Origin of the sequence: Pseudomonas sp. Z4-7 (assembly GCF_051131965.1) — a bacterium.
GTDB lineage: Bacteria > Pseudomonadota > Gammaproteobacteria > Pseudomonadales > Pseudomonadaceae > Aquipseudomonas.
This window is the reverse complement of record NZ_CP071642.1, coordinates 3,332,709-3,352,208: the sequence shown is the minus strand read 5'-3', so window position 1 is coordinate 3,352,208 and position 19,500 is coordinate 3,332,709. Positions and strand designations below refer to the sequence as shown.

At 62.6% G+C, this 19,500-nt stretch carries 17 protein-coding genes; 6 read left to right on the top strand and 11 right to left on the bottom strand.

All coding sequences use genetic code 11. From position 1 onward, the window contains the following. Nucleotides 1-2,328 (top strand): ATP-dependent DNA helicase, encoded by a 2,328-nt coding sequence (locus J3P91_RS15095; protein WP_434605151.1) that lies wholly within the window; start codon nt 1-3, stop codon nt 2,326-2,328. Between the two features lie 126 nt (nt 2,329-2,454). Further along, nucleotides 2,455-4,389, top strand: coding sequence for a PAS domain S-box protein (locus J3P91_RS15090; RefSeq protein WP_434600899.1), 1,935 nt, complete (start codon nt 2,455-2,457; stop codon nt 4,387-4,389). A 72-nt stretch (nt 4,390-4,461) separates the two neighbouring features. Here J3P91_RS15090 and J3P91_RS15085 read toward each other — a convergent pair whose 3' ends face one another. The 7 genes from J3P91_RS15085 to J3P91_RS15055 all read right to left on the bottom strand — a co-directional run bounded on the left by J3P91_RS15085 (nt 4,462) and on the right by J3P91_RS15055 (nt 10,529). Beyond that, nucleotides 4,462-4,692, bottom strand: coding sequence for a hypothetical protein (locus J3P91_RS15085; RefSeq protein WP_305500811.1), 231 nt, complete (start codon nt 4,690-4,692; stop codon nt 4,462-4,464). Nucleotides 4,693-4,773: 81 nt separating this feature from the next. Beyond that, a complete protein-coding gene (locus tag J3P91_RS15080; protein WP_434600898.1) occupies nt 4,774-6,030 on the bottom strand; it encodes an FAD-dependent oxidoreductase in 1,257 nt (418 codons plus the stop codon). Then, a complete protein-coding gene (locus tag J3P91_RS15075) occupies nt 6,027-6,263 on the bottom strand; it encodes a 2Fe-2S iron-sulfur cluster-binding protein (RefSeq protein WP_434573980.1) in 237 nt (78 codons plus the stop codon). Before J3P91_RS15075 ends, J3P91_RS15080 begins: the two co-directional genes overlap by 4 nt. Nucleotides 6,264-6,456: 193 nt before the next feature. Beyond that, the gene (locus tag J3P91_RS15070; protein WP_434573981.1) at nt 6,457-7,572 is read right to left on the bottom strand and encodes an NAD(P)/FAD-dependent oxidoreductase; all 1,116 of its coding nucleotides are present in this window, start codon (nt 7,570-7,572) and stop codon (nt 6,457-6,459) included. After that, on the bottom strand, nt 7,569-8,501 hold the full coding sequence (locus J3P91_RS15065; RefSeq protein WP_434600897.1) for a 4-hydroxyproline epimerase: 933 nt from the start codon (nt 8,499-8,501) through the stop codon (nt 7,569-7,571). The genes J3P91_RS15070 and J3P91_RS15065 overlap by 4 nt, the downstream gene beginning before the upstream one ends. 109 nt (nt 8,502-8,610) lie before the next feature. After that, on the bottom strand, nt 8,611-9,282 hold the full coding sequence (locus J3P91_RS15060) for a GntR family transcriptional regulator (protein ID WP_434600896.1): 672 nt from the start codon (nt 9,280-9,282) through the stop codon (nt 8,611-8,613). A gap of 80 nt (nt 9,283-9,362) precedes the next feature. Continuing rightward, nucleotides 9,363-10,529: an MFS transporter gene (locus tag J3P91_RS15055; RefSeq protein WP_434600895.1), complete on the bottom strand. Its 1,167-nt coding sequence runs from the start codon at nt 10,527-10,529 to the stop codon at nt 9,363-9,365. 132 nt (nt 10,530-10,661) lie between these two features. Between J3P91_RS15055 and J3P91_RS15050 the strand changes: the two genes are divergently transcribed. Beyond that, nucleotides 10,662-12,074: a PLP-dependent aminotransferase family protein gene (locus J3P91_RS15050; protein ID WP_434600894.1), complete on the top strand. Its 1,413-nt coding sequence runs from the start codon at nt 10,662-10,664 to the stop codon at nt 12,072-12,074. Nucleotides 12,075-12,151: 77 nt separating this feature from the next. Further along, nucleotides 12,152-14,293 (top strand): TonB-dependent siderophore receptor, encoded by a 2,142-nt coding sequence (locus J3P91_RS15045; protein WP_434600893.1) that lies wholly within the window; start codon nt 12,152-12,154, stop codon nt 14,291-14,293. 57 nt (nt 14,294-14,350) lie between these two features. Here the strand turns inward: J3P91_RS15045 and J3P91_RS15040 are convergent, their stop codons facing one another. Beyond that, nucleotides 14,351-15,085 carry an SDR family NAD(P)-dependent oxidoreductase gene (locus J3P91_RS15040; RefSeq protein ID WP_434600892.1) on the bottom strand — a complete coding sequence of 245 codons (735 nt, stop codon included), beginning with the start codon at nt 15,083-15,085 and terminating at the stop codon, nt 14,351-14,353. A 311-nt stretch (nt 15,086-15,396) separates the two neighbouring features. Continuing rightward, on the bottom strand, nt 15,397-15,603 hold the full coding sequence (locus J3P91_RS15035) for a tautomerase family protein (RefSeq protein WP_030140737.1): 207 nt from the start codon (nt 15,601-15,603) through the stop codon (nt 15,397-15,399). A 123-nt stretch (nt 15,604-15,726) separates the two neighbouring features. Here J3P91_RS15035 and J3P91_RS15030 point away from each other — a divergent pair, with 123 nt between their 5' ends. Beyond that, on the top strand, nt 15,727-16,650 hold the full coding sequence (locus J3P91_RS15030; protein WP_434600891.1) for a LysR family transcriptional regulator: 924 nt from the start codon (nt 15,727-15,729) through the stop codon (nt 16,648-16,650). Between the two features lie 172 nt (nt 16,651-16,822). On the opposite strand, the gene J3P91_RS15025 is transcribed toward J3P91_RS15030, so the two are convergent. Further along, the gene (locus tag J3P91_RS15025; protein WP_305500832.1) at nt 16,823-17,254 is read right to left on the bottom strand and encodes a nuclear transport factor 2 family protein; all 432 of its coding nucleotides are present in this window, start codon (nt 17,252-17,254) and stop codon (nt 16,823-16,825) included. 217 nt (nt 17,255-17,471) lie between these two features. Here J3P91_RS15025 and J3P91_RS15020 point away from each other — a divergent pair, with 217 nt between their 5' ends. After that, nucleotides 17,472-18,374: an ADP-ribosylglycohydrolase family protein gene (locus J3P91_RS15020; protein ID WP_434600890.1), complete on the top strand. Its 903-nt coding sequence runs from the start codon at nt 17,472-17,474 to the stop codon at nt 18,372-18,374. Between the two features lie 65 nt (nt 18,375-18,439). Here J3P91_RS15020 and J3P91_RS15015 read toward each other — a convergent pair whose 3' ends face one another. Next, a complete protein-coding gene (locus tag J3P91_RS15015) occupies nt 18,440-19,336 on the bottom strand; it encodes a LysR substrate-binding domain-containing protein (RefSeq protein WP_434600889.1) in 897 nt (298 codons plus the stop codon). Nucleotides 19,337-19,500 lie beyond the last annotated feature (164 nt).

Below are 19,500 nucleotides of genomic sequence, written 5' to 3'. Positions count from 1 at the left end.
ATGCCGGGCTACAGCATTGCCGTGCGGGCGTTATGCGAGTTCACCGCGAAGGTCGGCGATCTCGACCTGCGTTTCACGCCGTCACCCACCGCCCTGGAAGGTATCGTCGGCCACCGTACCGTGGCAGCGCGGCGCCAGGAGGGCTATCAGGCCGAAGTCGGCCTGGAAGGCGTCTACCAGACCTTGAAGGTCAAGGGGCGGGCCGACGGCTACGACCCGGCCCGCAATCGTCTGGAGGAAGTGAAGACCTATCGGGGCGACCTGAGCAAGCAACCGGACAACCACCGCCAATTGCATTGGGCCCAGGCGAAAATCTATGGCTGGCTGCTGTGCGACAAGTTGCAGTTGCCGCGCATAGACGTTGCCTTGGTCTACTTCGACATCGTCAGTGAAAAGGAGACCTGCCTGACCCAAAGCTGCGAAGCCTCGCAGCTCCAGGCGTTCTTCGAGCAGCAGTGTGCTCGGTTCCTGGCGTGGGCCGAACAGGAAATGCGCCATCGCCAGGCGCGTAACCTGGGCGCCCAGGCGCTGACGTTTCCCCACGCCGGCTTTCGGCCGGGGCAACGTCACCTGGCTGAATCGGTGTTCAAGGCGGTCAGCACCGGGCGCTGCCTGATGGCCCAGGCGCCCACTGGCATCGGCAAGACCGTCGGCACCTTGTTCCCCATGTTCAAGGCCTTGGCGCCGCAGCGTCTGGACAAGGTGTTCTTTCTCACGGCAAAAACCCCCGGACGCAGGCTGGCCCTGGATGCGGCCCGGCTGATCACCAACAACGCCCCGGCGATGCCGCTGCGGGTATTGGAAATGATCGCGCGGGACAAGGCCTGCGAGCATCCGGACAAAGCCTGCCACGGCGAATCATGCCCGCTGGCCCGGGGGTTTTATGATCGCCTGCCGCTGGCCCGGGCAGCGGCGAGCCAGGTCACGCTGCTCGACCAGGCGGCGTTGCGCGATATCGCCTTGAGCCATGAAGTCTGTCCGTACTACCTGAGCCAGGAAATGGCCCGTTGGGCCGACGTGGTGGTGGCGGACTACAACTACTACTTCGATTTCAGCGCCTTGCTCTTCGGCCTCGCCCAGGCCAATGGCTGGACGGTCGCGACCCTGGTGGACGAAGCCCACAACCTGGTGGAGCGAGGGCGCCTGATGTACAGCGCGAGCCTGGACCAGCTTGCGCTGGCGACGGTGCTGAAAACGGCGCCGGAGCCTTTGAAGAAAGCGTTGCGCAAGGTCAGCCGTCAGTGGAACGCCTTGCACGAGCCGCAAATTGCCGCCTACCAGGCGCATGAAAAACCACCGGAGAAACTGCTTCAGGCACTGGGAACGTGCACCAGCGCCATCGGCGATTACCTCAATGACCATCCCCAAGGGCTGGACAGTCAGCTGCAAGCGTTTTATTTCGATGCGTTGCAGTTCGCTCGCGTGGCGGAGGCATTCGATGAGCATTTCCTGTTCGATATTCACAAGCGCGAATCCGGCCGCCAGCGCAGCCTGTCGACGCTGTGCCTGCGCAACGTGGTGCCGGCCGGTTTCCTGCGACCCAGGTTCACGGCGTCGCGCAGCAGCGTACTGTTCTCCGCGACCCTGAGCCCGCGGCGCTATTACGCCGATTTGCTGGGGACACCCGCGGACACGGTATGGATCGATGTCGAATCGCCGTTCCAGGCCGAACAGTTGGATGTCCAGGTGGTCAGCCGGATCTCCACCCGCTTCGCCCATCGCCAGGGCTCCCTTGAGCCGATCGTCGCGCTGATGGCTCGCCAGTTCTCCGAGCGTCCCGGCAACTACCTGGCGTTCTTCAGCAGCTTCGATTACTTGCAACAGGTGGCCGGGTTGTTGGCCGAGCGACATCCGCACATTGCGACCTGGACGCAATCGCGCGGAATGGGCGAGGCGCCGCGGCAGGCGTTCCTCGAACGCTTCATGGAGCACAGCCAGGGCATTGGCTTCGCGGTGTTGGGCGGCGCGTTCGGCGAGGGCATCGACCTGCCGGGCTCGCGGCTGATCGGAGCGTTCATCGCCACCCTCGGGCTGGCGCAGTTCAACCCGGTCAATGAACAGATCAAGCAGCGCATGGCGACGATCTTTGGCGACGGCTATGACTACACCTACCTGTATCCCGGCCTGCAAAAAGTCGTGCAGGCCGCTGGCCGGGTCATCCGCACCCAGCAGGATCGCGGAGTGGTGATGCTGATCGACGACCGCTTTGGCGAGGCCAAGGTGCAGCGATTATTGCCGCAGTGGTGGACCGTCAGGCAGGAGCAACCCCAATCCAATGTGGGAGCGAGCTTGCTCGCGATGGCGTCGGAACAGGTTGCATCTTCATAGACTGATCCACCGAGATCGCGAGCAAGCTCGCTCCCACAAGTATTCTATAGCCCCACATAAATCAGGTTTTTACTCGGGCTGCAGTTGTTCCATACTCCGCACAAATCCCCTGATCCCTCGGCCAACATGCTTGAGAACAACCCAAAGACTACCCGCATCAACGAAGAGCAGCGCTTCCGGCTGCTTATCGATGCCGTGGTCGACTACGCCATTTACATGACCGACCCGTCCGGCATCATCACCAGCTGGAACTCTGGCGCTCGACGCTTCAAGGGCTACGAGGAATCCGAGATCCTCGGCCAGCACTTTTCCCGGTTCTACACCGATCAGGACCGTGCCGCCGGGCTGCCGCAATCGGCCCTCGATACGGCCGTGCGCGAGGGGCGTTTCGAAGGCGAAGGCTGGCGGGTGCGCAAGGACGGCACGCTGTTCTGGTCCCATGTGGTCATCGACCCGATCATCGACAGCCAGAGCGGCGAACTGCTCGGTTTCGCCAAGATCACCCGGGACCTGACCGATCGCAAGATGGCCGAGGAAACCCTCAAGCAGAGCGAGCAACAGTTTCGCCTGCTGGTGCAAAGCGTCACCGACTACGCCATCTACATGCTTGATCCGGACGGGCAGGTGACCAACTGGAACCAGGGTGCGCAGCGGATCAAGGGCTACCTGCCGGCCCAAGCGATCGGCCAGCACTTCTCGATGTTCTACACCCCCGAAGACCGGGAGGCCGGGGAGCCGCAGCGGGCCCTGAGCATCGCCGCCAGCGTCGGCCGTTTTGAAAAGAAGGGTTGGCGCGTGCGCAGGGATGGCACGCGCTTCATGGCTCATGTGGTTATCGATGCGATTCGCAGCGATACCGGCACACTCCTGGGCTTTGCCAAGATCACCCGCGACATTACCGATGCCACGCAGGCGCAACAGGCCTTGGAGCAGGCTCGCGAGGCACTGTTTCAAGCGCAGAAACTGCAAGCGATCGGCCAGCTTACCGGCGGCATCGCCCACGATTTCAACAATCTGCTGACAGTGATCCTCGGCAACCTGGAAATCATGCGAAAGCGCATGCCCAGCGAACCAAAACTCACCCAACTGCTGGACAACGCCGTGCAGGGGGCGCTTCGCGGTGTTTCCCTGACCCAGCGCATGCTGGCGTTCGCCCGTCGGCAGAAGCTCAGCTCCGAACCAGTGGAGCTGGCGACGCTGGTGCAAGGCATCAGCGGCCTGCTGCAAAGTTCGATGGGCCCGTCGATTCATATCCAGACCCGATTTGCCGAGGCGTTGTCGCCGGTGCTGGCCGACGTCAACCAGCTCGAACTGGCGATCCTCAACCTGGCGACCAATGCCCGGGATGCCATGCCCCAGGGCGGCAGGATATTGATCGAGGCGCAGGAGCGGCTGGGTAGCCAGGCCGGTGGTCCAGGAAGGCCGTTGGGCAACGAGCGATACATTTGCCTTTCGCTCACCGACGAAGGTGATGGCATGGACGAAATGACGCTGGCCTCGGCCGTGGATCCTTTTTTCACTACCAAGGGCGTGGGCAAGGGCACCGGCCTGGGACTGTCCATGGTGCATGGTCTGGCCGAGCAACTGGGCGGACGGCTGATCCTCAAGAGCGAAAAAGGCGTAGGTACCACCGCCGAGCTGTGGTTGCCGGTGGCTGATGAGTCGACCACGGACAAGCCGCCCGCAGTAGAGACAGCTACGCCACCTGTCCACGCGCTGCTGGTATTGGTAGTCGACGATGACAGCCTGGTGATGACCAGCACGCGGTTGCTGATCGAAGACCTGGGCCACCGGGTGCTTTGCGCGCTGTCGGGCCCCCAGGCGCTGGAGTTGTATGAGCGCAACCCGGATATCGACCTGGTGATCACCGACATGGCCATGCCCCAGATGGACGGTGCGCAGTTGGCGAAACTGCTGCGCGACCGTCAGCCGACGCTGCCGATCATCCTGGCGACTGGCTACGCCGAGCGCCTGGAAGGCTTCGCCACGCAGTTGCCACGGCTGACCAAGCCGTTCAAGCAGATTGATCTGGTGCAGGTGATTGGGCAGACGATGAAATAAACCGTCTTGGGGTCGCTGCGCAACCCAGCGGGAGCAAGCTCCCCTCCCTGGCCACCGAAGCGACTTGCGCAGCTACTGGGTATTTTTCTTGAAGCCGCGCAGGTTCATCGCACACAGGCAGAACTGCAGGACGATCAGCGCATAGGCATCGGTGTGCAGACCCCACACGACCCAGAGAATGTTACTGACGATAAAACAACTGAACCCAGCGACCCGCCGGCGGGGTTGGCGTGAGCCGATCAGCCACGCGGCCAATACCGTTACCGCCATCGCGGGCCATTGGACCCATCCCAGATAATCCACGCATTTCTTCCTCTTGCCGTTGATGCTCTACAGACCTTGGCACGGGCGTGGAATTCTTTTTTTTCAAGCACAGGGCCGTTCTCAATTGAACGGGATATCTTCCAACCTCAGCAACGTTTCTATCCGCGCCGGACTGAAAGGCGGGCGAGGAGCAGGCGGCGTCCAGCCAAGCAGATGCTCCAGCGCCGCACCACAGACCCGGCCCTGACACGCCCCCATGCCGCAACGACTCGCCAGTTTCGCCTCACGCCAGTTCTCAAAATCGCTCAGCTCACCATAGGCCACGTCTTCACAACGGCAGACCAAGGTGTCGCGTTGGGGCAGGTTCTTCAAATGGGCATCAAGGGCAAAGGCAGTGCTCAAGGCCCGGGCAAAACCTTGCCAGCGTGCACGACCAGGCCACAGACGCTCGGCGGCGAGGGTATCGCCGACGGCGGCGTGGCCAGCGATGGCGCCCTCCACCAGGGCCAGTTCGCTACCGCCGAAACCGGTGCATTCACCTGCGGCGTAATGATCAACGCGAGTGGTGGCTTGCCAGGCATCGACCGCAAGCGCTTGTCCATCAAGGCCGCAGCCTAAAGCCTGGCCCAGCTGGGTATTGGGAATAAGGCCGAAGCCACAGGCCAACCGGTCGCAGGCCAGTTCAACGGTTTTGCCGTGTTGCAGCAGACGCACACCTTCGAGCTTGTCCGTTCCCAAGGCCTCCAGCACGTAGGCGTCGGTGCGGTAGTGAGAATCGAACAGGCTGAGCGCCTGCAACAATTTGCCCGGCCAGCGCGGCAGACTCGCGGCGAAACCCGCCACGGCGGCGCGGTTGGCTTGCTCGGCGATTCGCAGCAGTTGCGCCCCGTGATGTTTCGCCGTGGCCGCACTCGCAAGTAACAGCGGCCCGCTGCCGGCGATCACCAAACGTTCGCCACGCACCGGCAGGCCGCCCTTGATCAACGCCTGCAAGCCGCCGGCGCCGGTGACACCGGGCAGCGTCCAGCCAGGGAAGGGCAGCAGCAGTTCACGGGCTCCGGTGCACAGGATCAAGCGGTCATAGGCGATCAGCCAACCCTGCTCGGCGTCTTCTACCAGCAGGGTTTTATCGGCGGCGCTGGCGATCACTCGGGCGCCCATGCGCCAGGACACATTGGTGCAAGCGCGCACCCGTTCCCGCAAGCGCCGTGCCTGCTTGGGCAGGTTGGCCTGGGAGCCGTCGCGCCAGATCTGTCCGCCGGGGACCGGGTTGTCGTCGAGCAGCACAATGCGCGCGCCGCTGCTGGACGCCGCCAGCGCCGCCGCCATTCCGGCAGGGCCTGCACCGATGATCAGAATGTCAGTGGATTCATTCATGCCCGGGTGTCCACTTGCATGCCATCACGGCACAGCGTCTGGCAGGCCAGGCGCCGGCGGCTGTCGATCAGCACCCGGCACTCCTGGCAGATGCCCATGCCGCACAGGGGCGCGCGTCGCTGGCCGGTCACCGAGGTTCGGCTGCAGCCGTCGGAGCCCAGGGCCAAAGCCGCGGCGACGGTGGTGCCTTCAGCGATCGAGAATTTACGTCCATCAATGAAGAGTTCAGGCATGGTCTCTTACCCTTCAGCCAGATAGAGCCTGGAGCAACCCACCGTGGCGAGGGAGCTTGCTCCCGCTCGGTGGCGCAGCCGCCGCAAAACCAGTACACGCGGTGTGCCTGGGTAACCTGCTAGCAACGTGTTGGGACCGCTGCGCAGTCCAGCAGGAGCAAGCTCCCTCGCCACGGGAGAGAGGTTCAGGGCTTCAGGCATGGGCAGGTTCTCCCAGGAAACGTTGCGGCAGATAAGGTTGTGGGGCCAGCGGCGCGGTTTCGTTGAACAGTTGCGCGACCAGCAGGTCGGCCGTCGCCGGCGCGGTGGTGACGCCGAGTCCTTCGTGACCCACCGCCAGCCACAGGCCCTTGCGTTGCGGATGCTGGCCCACCAGCGGCAGGCCGTCGGGGCTCGCCGCGCGAAAACCGGTCCAGGCGCGGATGCCGTTGAGATGCGCCAGGCCAGGCATGTAGTCGACGGCGCGCTTGAGCATTTTCGCCAGCATCCAGCCCTCGACCTGCGGATCGATGTTGCCAAATTGCCGAGAGGCGCCAATGAACAGTTGTCCGGTCGGGCGCGGCTGGATGTTACAGGCCACCGATGGCCCGCTGGCGTTGTGGGCGCTGGTGACATAACCCAGTTCGACCAGGGTGTGGGTGACAGTGGCGGGGTAGCGATCGGTGATCAACAGGTGGCCTTTCTTGGGTTCGATCGGCAGCTCCGGACACAAGTCGGTGGCCTGGATGCCGTTGGCGAGCACCACCGCTTCGGCACTCAGCCAATGACCGTCACTGAGTCGTACGCGGAGGCCGTCCACTTCGCTGACCTCGGCACGTTGCTGGCGAATGTTGTCGTGATCGAGCATCCAGCGGGCGGCGGCGGGCGCATAGAGAATGCCGTCGCCCTTGATCAGCAGCCCGCCTTCCAGTCCCGTCCGCAGTTCCGGTTCGCGCTGCTGCAAAGCGGCCCGGCCAAGCAGTTCGCAGGCTTCGCCGTGGGCCATCAGATTCAGGTACTTGTCGTGGGCCACGGCCATTTCTTCGGCGTTGGCGGCCAGCCACAGTGTGCCGTTATTGCGCCAGGCGCAGCCCTCAGGCAAGGCGGGGGCCAACTCGCGCCATCGCCGCAGGGAATATTGGCTCAGGGCCAGCTCCGCCGGGTTGTCGTCGAGCACCAGCAGATGCCCCATGCCCGCCGCCGTGGCGCCGTGCCAGCCGGCGTCCAGCACCAGCACCCGCAAGCCACGCAGGGCCAAGGTCCGGGCGCAGGCCGCGCCGATGATGCCGGCGCCAATGACGATGACATCGGCGACAGGACCCTCGCTCACGGACGAATGCCCCAGGCGAACGGGTCGTCCGGATCGATGGTCAACGTAGTTTCGGCGCTGATGTAGGCGCGGCCGCGGATGGTCGGGACGATGCGCTCGCCTGAACGCTCGTACGAGCCTTCGAATTCACTGCCGATGACACTGGCCTGACGCCAGATCTGTCCCGGTTGCAACTTGCCGTCGGCGGCCAGGCACGCCAGTTTGGCGCTAGTGCCGGTGCCGCAAGGGGAGCGGTCATAGGCCTTGCCGGGGCAGAGCACGAAGTTGCGACTGTCGGCATCGGGATCATCGGCGAACAGTTCGATGTGATCGATCAGCCCGCCGTCCTCGCCCCGAAAGCCCTGCTGTTCCAGAGCCTGCTGGACCGCGAACGTGTAGGCGGTCAAGGCATCGAGATTGTCGCCCGCCACCCGCTGGCCGTGGTCGGCGATCAGGAAAAACCAATTGCCGCCCCAGGCCACGTCGCCCACCACCGGACCGATGCCGGGCACTTCCAGGCGCAACGCCTGGCGATAACGGTAGGCCGGCACGTTGCGCACGCTGACAGAACGATCCTCGTGCAGAGTGGCCTGCACCGTGCCCACCGGCGTCTCGATGTTATGCACGCCGGGGCCGATCCGGCCCAGGTGCGCCAATGACGCCACCAGGCCGATGGTGCCGTGGCCGCACATGCCCAGGTAACCGCTGTTGTTGAAAAAGATCACTCCGGCACAGGCCGTCGGGTCCACCGGTTCACACAGCAGGGCGCCCACCAGCACATCGCTGCCCCTGGGTTCCAGCACGCACGCGGTGCGCCAGGCATCATGCTGTTCGGCCAGGCGCTGCCTGCGCTCGGCCATGCTGCCCTGGCCCAGGTCAGGGAAACCGGCGGTGACCAATCGGGTCGGTTCGCCGCCGGTGTGGGAGTCGATCACAGTGATGCGTTTCATGGCGCCACGTCCGTTCAGGTGAGTGAACGCAAGCGTGGCCCGCGCCGAGGGTTGGCGGCTTGAGGGTTTTATCTGTCGCTCGTGACGAAATCGGCACAGTGCGAAGGCATCATCGGCTCGACGGCAGGAATTCGAACAGTGTCTGGCAGACTCCGGCGATGTGTTCGTCCAGCAGCTTCACCGCGCGTTCGACATCACCGGCCCGGCAGGCGTCGAGTATTTCCCGGTGCTCGTGGTCGGCGCGCTCCTTGCCCGCCGACAGGCTCATCTGCATGCGCAGATAACGTTCCAGCTTGTCGTGGACCGAGCGGATCAGCCCGACCATGAACGGCCGTTGCGCCGGTTCGTAGAGGCAGGCGTGCAGTTGCCAGTTGAGCTCGGCCCAGCGGCCGACGTCATCTTCGCCGATGAACTCGCGACAGATGCTGTCGGCGCGGGTAAAGGTCGCTTCGGTCATGTTGGGAATGGCCAGGCGCAGGACCTTGTCCTCGAGCAGCATCCGCACCTCGAACATCTGCGCCAGTTCCGCTTCGGAAATCCGCGTGACCATCGCCCCGCGGTTGCGCTGGAACATCACCAGGCCTTCGGCCTCCAGGCGCTTGAGCGCCTCGCGCACGGGGATCTTACTGACATTGAACTGCCGGGCGATGTCGTCCTGGCGGATCGGCTCGTCTTCGGCAAAGTGCCCGGCCACAATGGCATCGCGCAGGTGACGGGTGATGATTTCCGAGGTGGAAGGGGTATTGCCCAGGTCGGGCAGGTTGAACTTGGATAATGTCACGGCGGCGAGTCGTTCGGGCTGAGTTGGGGATATGGTATACGACTTTGCCTGCGGCGATGTCGAGCGCTGGTGTGGCGAGGTCAGCCATAGGATGGCTGGGCGATGAAAGCTTCGCTGCGAACGATCAGCAAAGCGGTGACCGCTGCGCCCGCCAGCAGTGCCAGGCCGAACACCAGCAGCGCCATGTCAGCGCCGAAACGATCGGCCAGCAACCCGGTCACCACCACCGGGATGCTGAACCCGACGTAGGCGAACAGGAAAAAACCGGCGCTGACCCGGGCTTTCTGCGCACCGGCCATGGCGGTCACTGCCGACAACCCGCCGAGATACAAAAATCCATAGCACGCACTGCTGGCGCCCAGGGCCCCGAACAGCACCGCGGCCAGGGAGCCGATGCTCGCGCCCCAGGCGAGCAATGCATAGCTCAACGGCAAGACCAACAAGCCCAAGCCGGTAGCTCTGGCCGGATGCATGCGTCGCACCCAGGGCTGGAAGAGCAGGCCGCAGCTGATGACAGTAAACGTCGACAATCCCGACCAACGCTGCAAATCGTGGCTGGCGAGCACCGACGGCAGGATCGCGATCACCAGCCCGGAAGTGGCCCAGGCCAGCAGCATGGAAAAGCTGTAGGGCAGGCTCCCGGCGGGAAACAGCGGCAGGCGCAGCAGCGGCGCCTGCTCGATTCGCACCGCGGGGTCGGGCAGCCGCCAGACCACGATCAGCGCCAGGCCAGCCAGCACCAACTGCAGCCAGAAACTGCCAGGGGTAACGCTGGGACAGGCGAAAAGAAACAGGCTGGTCAGCGCCGCGCCCAGGCCAAAACCCAGGGAGGTGCTCGCCGTGACCCGGTTGGCCGGTGAACGGCTGTCGGCGGTTGCCAGCAGTTCCGTCATGTAGGCGGTCGCGGTCGCCGAGGCCAGCCCGGTCCCGACGCCCATCATCAGGCGCGCCACACCCAGGGCGATCAGGTTGGGCCAGAGCACGGTGACCAGCGTCGCCAGCATCGACAGGGCAAGCGCCGCGATAATCAACGGTTTTCGGCCCACCCGGTCGGCCAAGCCGCCGAAGGCCACCAGCACCGGCAACACCCCCAGCACATAACCGGAGAACGCCACCGCCGTGGCACCGGCTCCGTAGCCGGAAAGCTGCGCATAGGTGGTGTACAGCGGCGCCTGGAGATTGACCGCCAGGGTGATCAGGCACAGTCCGAATGCCAGGCCCCATGAGTGTCGTTGCGATGCGTTCAAGAGCGTTCCTTGAGGGTGCGGAGTCTCGGCGAACTATCGCGGCCGTCCCGCAGGCAAACAAGGAACAGACGGACGCCTTTTATGTTTAACTGTTTGCGCGAAATTCAAGAACACTTGGAGAGAGCCCGTGTCATGGACCTGAACATCAATCGCAACGCTACGGGGTCCCTGGTCCGGCAACTCGTCGCCAGCGTCAGCGACTGGATCAATGCCCACGGCATTCGCCCTGGCGCCCGCATGCCTTCGATCCGCCAACTGGCGACGGAAAATGGCTTGAGCCTGTCGAGCGTGATCAAGGCCTACGACCAACTGGTCGCCAGCGGTGTACTGGAATCCCGGCATGGGTCAGGGTTTTTCGTGGCGCAACGCCGCCCCGAAGCGTTGGCCCCGGAAGCCGAGGAGGCTGTTGCCTGGAAACTGTTCGATAATCCATCGACCCAACTCAAGCTGGGGTGCGGCTGGCTGCCGGACGCCTGGCGCGACGACAGCGATCTGGGCCAGGCGATCCGCCAAGTGGTGCGCTGCGACAGTCACGCGTTGTTCAACTACAGCACCCCGCTGGGTTCCGCTCCTCTGCGCCTGCAGATCCAGAAGCGCCTGGGCCTGATCGATATTCACGTCGATCAGGCGCAAATCATCACGACCCAGGGCGCCAGTCATGGCCTCGACCTGCTGGTGCGCACGTTGCTCAAACCCGGCGACCTGGTACTGGTGGAAAGCCCCGGTTACTACAACCTGTTCAACCTGCTGAAGCTGCACGGGGTCAAGACTCTGGCAGTTCCGAGGACCGCGCAGGGCCCGGACGTCGCGAGCCTGGAGCGCTTGCTCGGCGCGCATGAGCCGAAGTACTTCTTCGTCAACAGCATGTACCAGAACCCCACCGGCACCAGCCTGGCGCCGAGCGTTGCTTATCGCCTGCTGCAACTGGCGACGCTGCATGACTTCCGCATTATCGAGGACGACATCTACGCCGACTTCCAGAACGGTCCGACCTCACGCCTGGCTTCCCTCGATGCCCTGGACCGGGTGATCTACCTGGCGAGTTTTTCCAAGACGTTGTCCAGTTCATTGCGCGTCGGCTACGTAGTGGCCCAGCCGGAAATCATCAACCGCCTGGCTGAAATCAAGATGGTGACCGGCATCGGCTGTTCATTGCTGGCGGAAAACGTCGTGGCGACGCTGTTGGCCAACGGCGCTTATCGCAAGTTGATCCAGCGCTTGCGCCTGCGTTTGAACAAGCAGATGGCAAGCACGTTGCGCCAGCTTGAGCCGGCCCTTTGGGAAGTGTTTGCCGAGCCCTCGGGTGGCCTGTTCATCTGGGCGCGGCCTCGGCATGTGCCGGCGGCGCGCGTGCAAAGGATCGCCGAGCAATTGCAAGTGCAGTTGTCCCAGGGGTCGACGTTCCTGCCGAACGGGGAGGGCAGTGACTGGTTGCGCCTGAACGTGGCGTATACCCAGGATGCTCGTGCCCAGGCTTTTTTCCGCGAGATTGAGCGGGAGTCGACTGTTGGGACGTCAGTGCTAATGGGAATAGATATCAAATAGGAATGAGTTGCTGTATCTTTCGCGACCTATTCCTGCCGGCCTCCAGGCTGGCGTTCTTTCGTTAGGATTGTGTGTCGATGCGTCGGATACTCGTTTCTCTGTGTGTGCTCCAGGCTTATTCCATTTCCACCTGGGCAGAAGAACCCGGCACGACGGACAGGGCGCCTTTGGAGCTGCAAGCCACCGATATCGTCGGCACCTCGGACTTCGAGACCGCGCAGGGGCCGGTGAAGGGCTACCACGCGACCCGTTCGGCCAGTGCCACGCGTACCGACACCGCGATTCATGAAACCCCACAATCGATCTCCGTCGTATCCCGCGATGTGGTGGAGGACCTCAGCGCCACGCGTCTTCAGGATGCCCTTGATTATGCCGGTGGCGTCGGCAGGGCCAACAACTTCGGCGGCCAGGGCCTGACCACCTTTACGGTGCGCGGCTTTACCACGGGCGAGTTCTACCGCAATGGTTTCCCGATCAACCGCGGGTATCCGAACATGCCGGATGCCAACACCATCGAGCGGCTGGAGGTACTGCGCGGCCCGGCGACGATGCTGTATGGCCGTGGCGACCCGGGTGGCACGTTCAATATCGTGTCCAAGCAACCGCTGGCCGAGCGCACGGTGACCCTGGGCAGCCAGGTCAGTGACCAAGGCATGCGTCGCGGCACCCTGGATGCGTCGGGGCCGCTGGATGAAGAAGGGCGCCTGGCTTATCGCCTGAACGTGATCGGCGAGGGCGGCGATACGTTTCGCGATCACGTCGAGACCGAGCGTTATGGCATCGCCCCGGTGGTCACCTGGCAGGTCAACGACACCACGCGCCTGACGTTCGAAGGCGATTTCATGCGCAACAATCATCCGCTGGACCGTGGCTTGACCCATTATCCCGGCCAGCGCGGCACGGCGTCCCGCGATACCTTCTTCGGTGAGAAAGACGCCGGCAAGCTGCACAACGACAACAGCATGCTGCAGGTGCGTTTCGAGCACATGCTCAACGACGACTGGACCCTCGCCGGTGGCACTCAGTGGCTCGACGGCACGTTGCAGGGAAACGCCGTCGAAGCCAACGGCATCGGCGCCGACGGGCGGACCCTGGGGCGCAACTTCAACTATCGCAAACTGGAATGGACCGACCGCGATACCCAGCTCAATCTCACCGGGCATTTCTCCTCCGGCGGGTTCGAGCACACGCTGTTGACCGGCGTCGAGTATGAAGACTACGACTATAAGTCGATCATCCAGCGCTCTGCTGCCGGTGCCGGTGCGTATCCGATCGACATCTTCGATCCGGTGTATGGGCAGCCGCGCCCGGCATTGACCCGTACGCCCACCAATGACCAGGAAAACCTCAAGACCTTTGGCTTTTTCATCCAGGACCAGGTGGCGTTGACCGAGCGTCTCAAGGTGCTGGCCGGTGCGCGTTTCGAGCGGTTCGAGCATGAGTACGAAACCTTCGTTCCCCAGGCGCGTCCCGGCAGCCGCAACTGGGACGTCACCGACAACGCCGTCACCCCACGCCTGGGCGTGATCTATGACCTGACCGACACGGTCGCCGTCTATGCCAACACCGCCCGTTCGTTCAAACCCAACAACGGCGCCAGCCGCGAAGGGGGCGGGTTCAAGCCGGAGGAAGGCAAGTCTTACGAAATGGGCATCAAATGGGAGGCGCTGGATCGTCAGTTGAGCGTCGATGCGGCGATATACCAGATCGAAAAACGCAACGTGCTGACACCCGATCCGCTGGATTCGACCTTCAGCGTGGCGGCCGGCGAGGTGCGCAGCCGTGGTTTCGACCTGAACGTGGCGGGCAACCTGACGCCGGAGTGGCGCGTGATTGGCGGCTACGCCTACGTGGATGCCGAAGTGACCAAGGACGTCAGCATCCCCACGGGGACGCGCTTGCTCAACGTGCCGAAGAACTCCGTCAGCCTGTTGAACGTCTACGAGTTCCAGGACGGCGGCCTCAAGGGACTGGGCCTTGGCCTGGGCGCCAGGTACGTCGACGAGCGGGCTGGCAACACCGCGGCCACCACCTTCACCATGGACGATTACACGGTGGTTGACCTGCTCGGCTACTACAAGGTCAACGAGCGCATTCGCCTCAACCTCGACCTCAAGAACCTGTTCGATGCGGATTACGAGGAGGGCGCGTTTGGTGGTGTGTACGCCTATCCGGGCGCGCCGCGCACCGTGCAGGCAGGTATTTCCTACACGCTGTAGCGACCAGGCCAAGCTGCACGAAAAACCCCGAAGGTTTCGCCTTCGGGGTTTTGTTTTTTACCACTTGCCGGTGCTCATCCCACCGTCCACCGGCAGGATCGCGCCAGTGGTGAAATCGGCACCCGCCAGGTACAGGACCGCTTCGGCAATCTCGTCGATGGTGCCTACCCGACCGGCCGGGGCCAGGTTGTTGAGGAAGTCACGATTGGCCGGGTCATGCATCGGCGTGTCGATGATGCCGGGCGCTACCGCGTTGACCTTGATGTTGTGCGGCGACAGTTCGAGCGCCAGGGCACGGGTCATCTGGTTGACACCGCCCTTGATCAGCACTGGCAGCGCTGCCGGCACCTGGATGTTCGGTTGCAGGGCCACCGAGGCGGAGATGTTGATGATGAAACCCTGGCGGCGACTGATCATGTGCGCGGCAGCAGCCTGGCTGGCGTAGACGAGCCCCTTGAGGTTGGTGTCCAACAGCGATTCGAGGTCTTGGGGGCTGTATTCGATGAAGGGTTTGGGCAGGAAGAACCCGGCGTTGTTCACCAGCCCGTCCACCGCGCCGAACGCCTCGATGGCTTTGCCGACGAGGGCGGTAGAGGTTGCCGGGGCGGCAATGTCACCGACCACGCCGATGAAGCTCGCCGGGTGACCGAGCTGGCCGGCCGCGTCATCCAGGCCCGATTGCGAGCGGGCATTGCCCACCACGTTATAGCCGCGAGCGAGGAACGCCTTGACCAGGCCAAGGCCGATGCCGCTGGACGCGCCGGTGATGATGATGGTTTTCCGATTGCTCATGATGTTGACTCCTGATCCCGTTGGGTTAGAACCGCTGCGCCTGGGTTGGCGGGGTTGAGATCAGGTTATTGATGCGCTCGAATTTGATAAATGGGGGTTCTGGTACTTGAGTTGATACTTGGTGTAATCAATGGCTGCGATTGGCGCAACTTTCCCTGTGGGAGCGAGCCTGCTCGCGATAGCGGCCCATCAGTCACATTTGAACTGTCTGACCCGCCGCCATCGCGAGCAAGCTCGCTCCCACAGAGGTCGCGGGATGGTGGGCAGAAAAAAGCCCGGTCAATCGGACCGGGCTCGTCAGGGATGAAGGGTCATTCCTTGGGCTTGCTTCGATACTCGGTTGTCGTCATGCCCGCGTAACCCCAATTATCGGTGTCGACTTCCTCGATCACGATATGGGTCAGGTGCGGGTCCTTGCCCAGCACGCGCTGCAGGGTCTCGGTGATTTCGCTGATGACCTGGGCTTTCTGCTCGCGGGTAACGCCGTCGCGGGTGATACGAACATTGACGAAAGGCATGATGCACTCCAGTTGAGGAACGTGCGCAGCAGATGCCGCGCAATCGATGACCACTGTATTTATACGTCACGGGCTGATAAACAGGCATCGGGAATCTTCTGTTGATACGCGGTGTAATGAATCATGAAGCGGCATTTCGAAGATTTGCAGTTGGGCAGCATCGAATTGTTCTGCCTGGCGGCCGAGGCGGGCAGCTTCACGGCGGCCGCCCAGGTGGCCGGGGTGACTCCGGCGGCGGTGAGCCGGTCAATCTTTCGCCTGGAGGAGCGCCTGGGTTCGCGGCTGTTCGTGCGTACCACCCGAAGCATCCGGCTGACCGATGCCGGCCGGACCTTTTTTGAGCAATGTCGCCAGGCGTTGACGCAACTGGTCGAGGCGCAACAGGAAGTGATGGGCGCGCAAACGGTGCCGTCCGGGCAACTGCGCATCAGCGTGCCCACGACTTATGGTCATCATCGCATCCTGCCGCTGCTGCCGACATTCCGCGCGTTGTACCCGCAGGTCAGCGTGGATGTTCATCTGAGCAACCGCAACATTGACTTCGTTGCCGAAGGTTATGACCTGGCGATACGGGTACGCGCCCAGCCGGATTCTTCAATGATCGCCCGATTGCTGGAAGACGCCGGGTTGGTGGTGGTTGCGTCCCCGGAGTACCTGCAACGGGCCGGCACGCCGCTCACCCTGGAAGACCTCGACTTACACGAATGCATCCAGTTCGAACTGCCCAGCAGCGGGCGGCGTATCTCCTGGCTGTTCAATGTCGAGGGCAAGGAGAAGGAGGTGTTCGGGCAGGGCGGGTATTGCTGTTCCGATGATGTGCTGGGCGGCGTAACGCTGGCCAGGCATGGCGCGGGATTGTTCCAGACCTACAGATTCATCGTGGAAAAGGAATTGGCGGACGGGCAACTGGTGGAAGTGCTGGCGCCGTTCGCGGGACGCTCGCGCCCGTTCACCTTGCTGTACCCCCACGGCCGTTACGTGCCGCAACGGGTGCGGGCGTTTGTGGATTTTCTGTTGGGGTATCGGCAGCAATGGGCCGAGGGTTGAAAGCACCCCCCCGGCCTGGCTGGATTCCCCGTGGCGAGGGAGCTTGCTCCCGCTGGGCCGGTCCGACGCTTCGGGCGCAGCGGCCCCTTTTTTGCGGCTGCTTCGCAACCGAGCGGGAGCAAGCTCCCTCGCCACGATGGATCACCATTACCTCAAATAACGCTACCCGCGATCAGAACCGAAACGCCTGACGCCCGATCAGCAGCCACTTCCCATTCTGCTTCTGCCAGATCTGGAAGTTCTCGATTTCCGTCGGGATCACTTCGGTGCCCTTGAGTGCTTGCGCGGAAAAATGATTGCGCACCAGGGCCACATCGCCTGACAGGGTGATTTTCTGATTCTTCATCTCCAGGGTCTTGAACGCGCTTTTGCCGGTTTCGATGTCGGCGATGAAGGCTTTCTTGTCCTGGATGTTGCCGCTGGAATGGCCGTAAGTCAGGTTCTCGGCGGCGAGCGCCTGAAGCTGGGGAATGTCCTTGTGCAGCATGGCCTGGGTCAGGTGGTCGACCGCTTCGGCAACCTCTTTTTCAGCCGAGGCGGGGGCGGCTGCGGCGTAGCCGCTGAACAGGCACAGGAAGCCGATGACCGATAGCGCTTTTTTCATGAGAATTTCCTTGTTGTTGTAGGTATGCAGGAACGAGGCGTGAGCTCTCGTCGGTCATCGTACAACGTGGCGTGGCGTGGCGGGAATAGCCAACTCGCAGTGCGTCGTAAATTGATAGAGAAGGTTGCAGTCAGGTTACTTGGACGCGCCCAGCCGTTATTATTTCGGCGACTGTCGCTGCTTGGACGCGAATGAAACTAAAATGGAAGGAATCAGAATGGCCCTGACACTTTTGGACCGCTATCGCGGATGCCTGCTGGGCTTGGCGTGTGGCGACGCCGTTGGCACTACTGTTGAGTTCAAGCCACGGAATTCCTTTCCACCTGTAGCCGACATGGTCGGTGGCGGCCCCTTCAACCTCCAGCCAGGCCAATGGACCGATGACACCTCCATGGCTTTATGTCTCGCGGAAAGTCTGTTGCAAAAGGGTGGTTTTGATGCAGCTGACCAGATGGGTCGGTACCTTAATTGGTGGCACTGGGGTTACCTGAGTTCCACTGGTGCTTGTTTCGACATCGGCATGACCGTTCGCGACGCACTGGAGCGCTATCAAGCTCATGGCGACCCATTCGCGGGTAACACCGATCCACAGACGGCTGGCAATGGCTCGCTTATGCGCCTGGCACCGGTTGTGCTGTTCTTTTATCCGGATCGCAACCGTATGCACGAATTCGCCGCGATGAGTTCACGGACGACTCATGGGGCAAGCGAGGCGGTGGAGTGCTGCCAGGTGTTGGCCGATATTATCGGCAACGCGTTGAGCGGTGATTCAAAGACGGACGTGTTGCGTATATCGTCCGAACAACTGACCGAGGCCAAAGTAATCGCGGTCGCCCAAGGAACGTATCAGCGAAAGGCCCGTAGTGAAGTGGCGGGCACTGGCTATTCGGTAGCTTCCTTGGAAGCGGCGCTGTGGTGTTTTTCTCACACGGACAATTTCGCTGATGCAGTACTGGCAGCAACGAACCTGGGCGACGACGCTGACACCACCGCAGCCATTGTCGGGCAAGTGGCCGGTGCCTTTTATGGAATACAGGGTATACCCTCCGGTTGGTTGCAAAAGTTGTGGATGCGACAGGAGATTGAAACCATGGCCGATGCGCTTAACCGTAAGGTCTGAGCCGCTTTTCGAGTTCATGCTCCTATTGCGGAGTCAGCCGATAGCGCGAGCATCTGGCTCCGTCCTCACAACCCCTCCCGAACCGCCCCGCGAATCCCCTCCAACAGCATCGTGAACGCCGGATTGTCGTTATCCTCCCGCCAAACCAGATGCAGTTCGCTCTGCACGCCTTCGCCCAGGTCGATCTCGCGAAACACCACCCGCTTGAACACCACGCTGGTCGCGCACCGGGGCACCAGCGCCACGCCCATGCCGGCGTTGACCAGTGCCAGGATGGTCAGCGATGAACCGAGCCATTGCACGAACTGTGGGGCGACGCGGGCCGAGCGCAGCATGCCGGTGAGCAGTTCGTTGAAGGGTGGGTAGGCGGAGTGGGAGTACATGAGGAACGGTTGTCCGTCCAGATCCTGCACGCTGACAGACTCGGCGCTGGCCAGCGGATGGCCGGCCGGCACGGCCAGGACGAACGGCTCGCGTACCAGGCATTCGGTGGCGTAGCCGGTTTCCAGCAACGGCGAACGAACGATGCCGAGGTCGATGCGCCGGGCGCGCAAGGCTTCGTGCTGTTGGTAGGTGTTCATCTCCGCGAGAACGATCTTGACCTGTGGCTGCTTGAGCCGCGCCTCGGCAATGACTTTGGGCAGGAATTCATACACCGCGCTTCCGACGAAGCTGATGGTGACCGAGCCGATATCGCCCTGGGCAAAACGCTTGGCGGCCTCGGCGGCTTGTTGCGCCTGTTGCAGCAGGTTCTGCGCTTCGATGAAAAATGCCCGGCCGGCTGCGGTGAGGGCGACGCTGCGGGTGCTGCGGGTAAACAGCTCGACGCCGAGGTGATGCTCCAGCAACTGGATCTGTCGACTCAAGGGCGGCTGGGTCATGTTCAAGCGTTCGGCGGCCCGGCGGAAATTCAGTTCGGTTGCCACTGTGGTGAAGCAGCGCAGTTGGGCCAGTTCAAACATTGATTCAATCCTGGTATCAATCAAGTGCCAAGTTAGATTAGACGGGAACAATCCCTCGCGTCCATCATCAATCCGCTCCTCGCAAAAGCAGAAAGCCCCACAAAAACAAGATTGGGAGGCACCCTTGAATCACGTATCGGACTCGACCCTGGCCACCGCCGCGG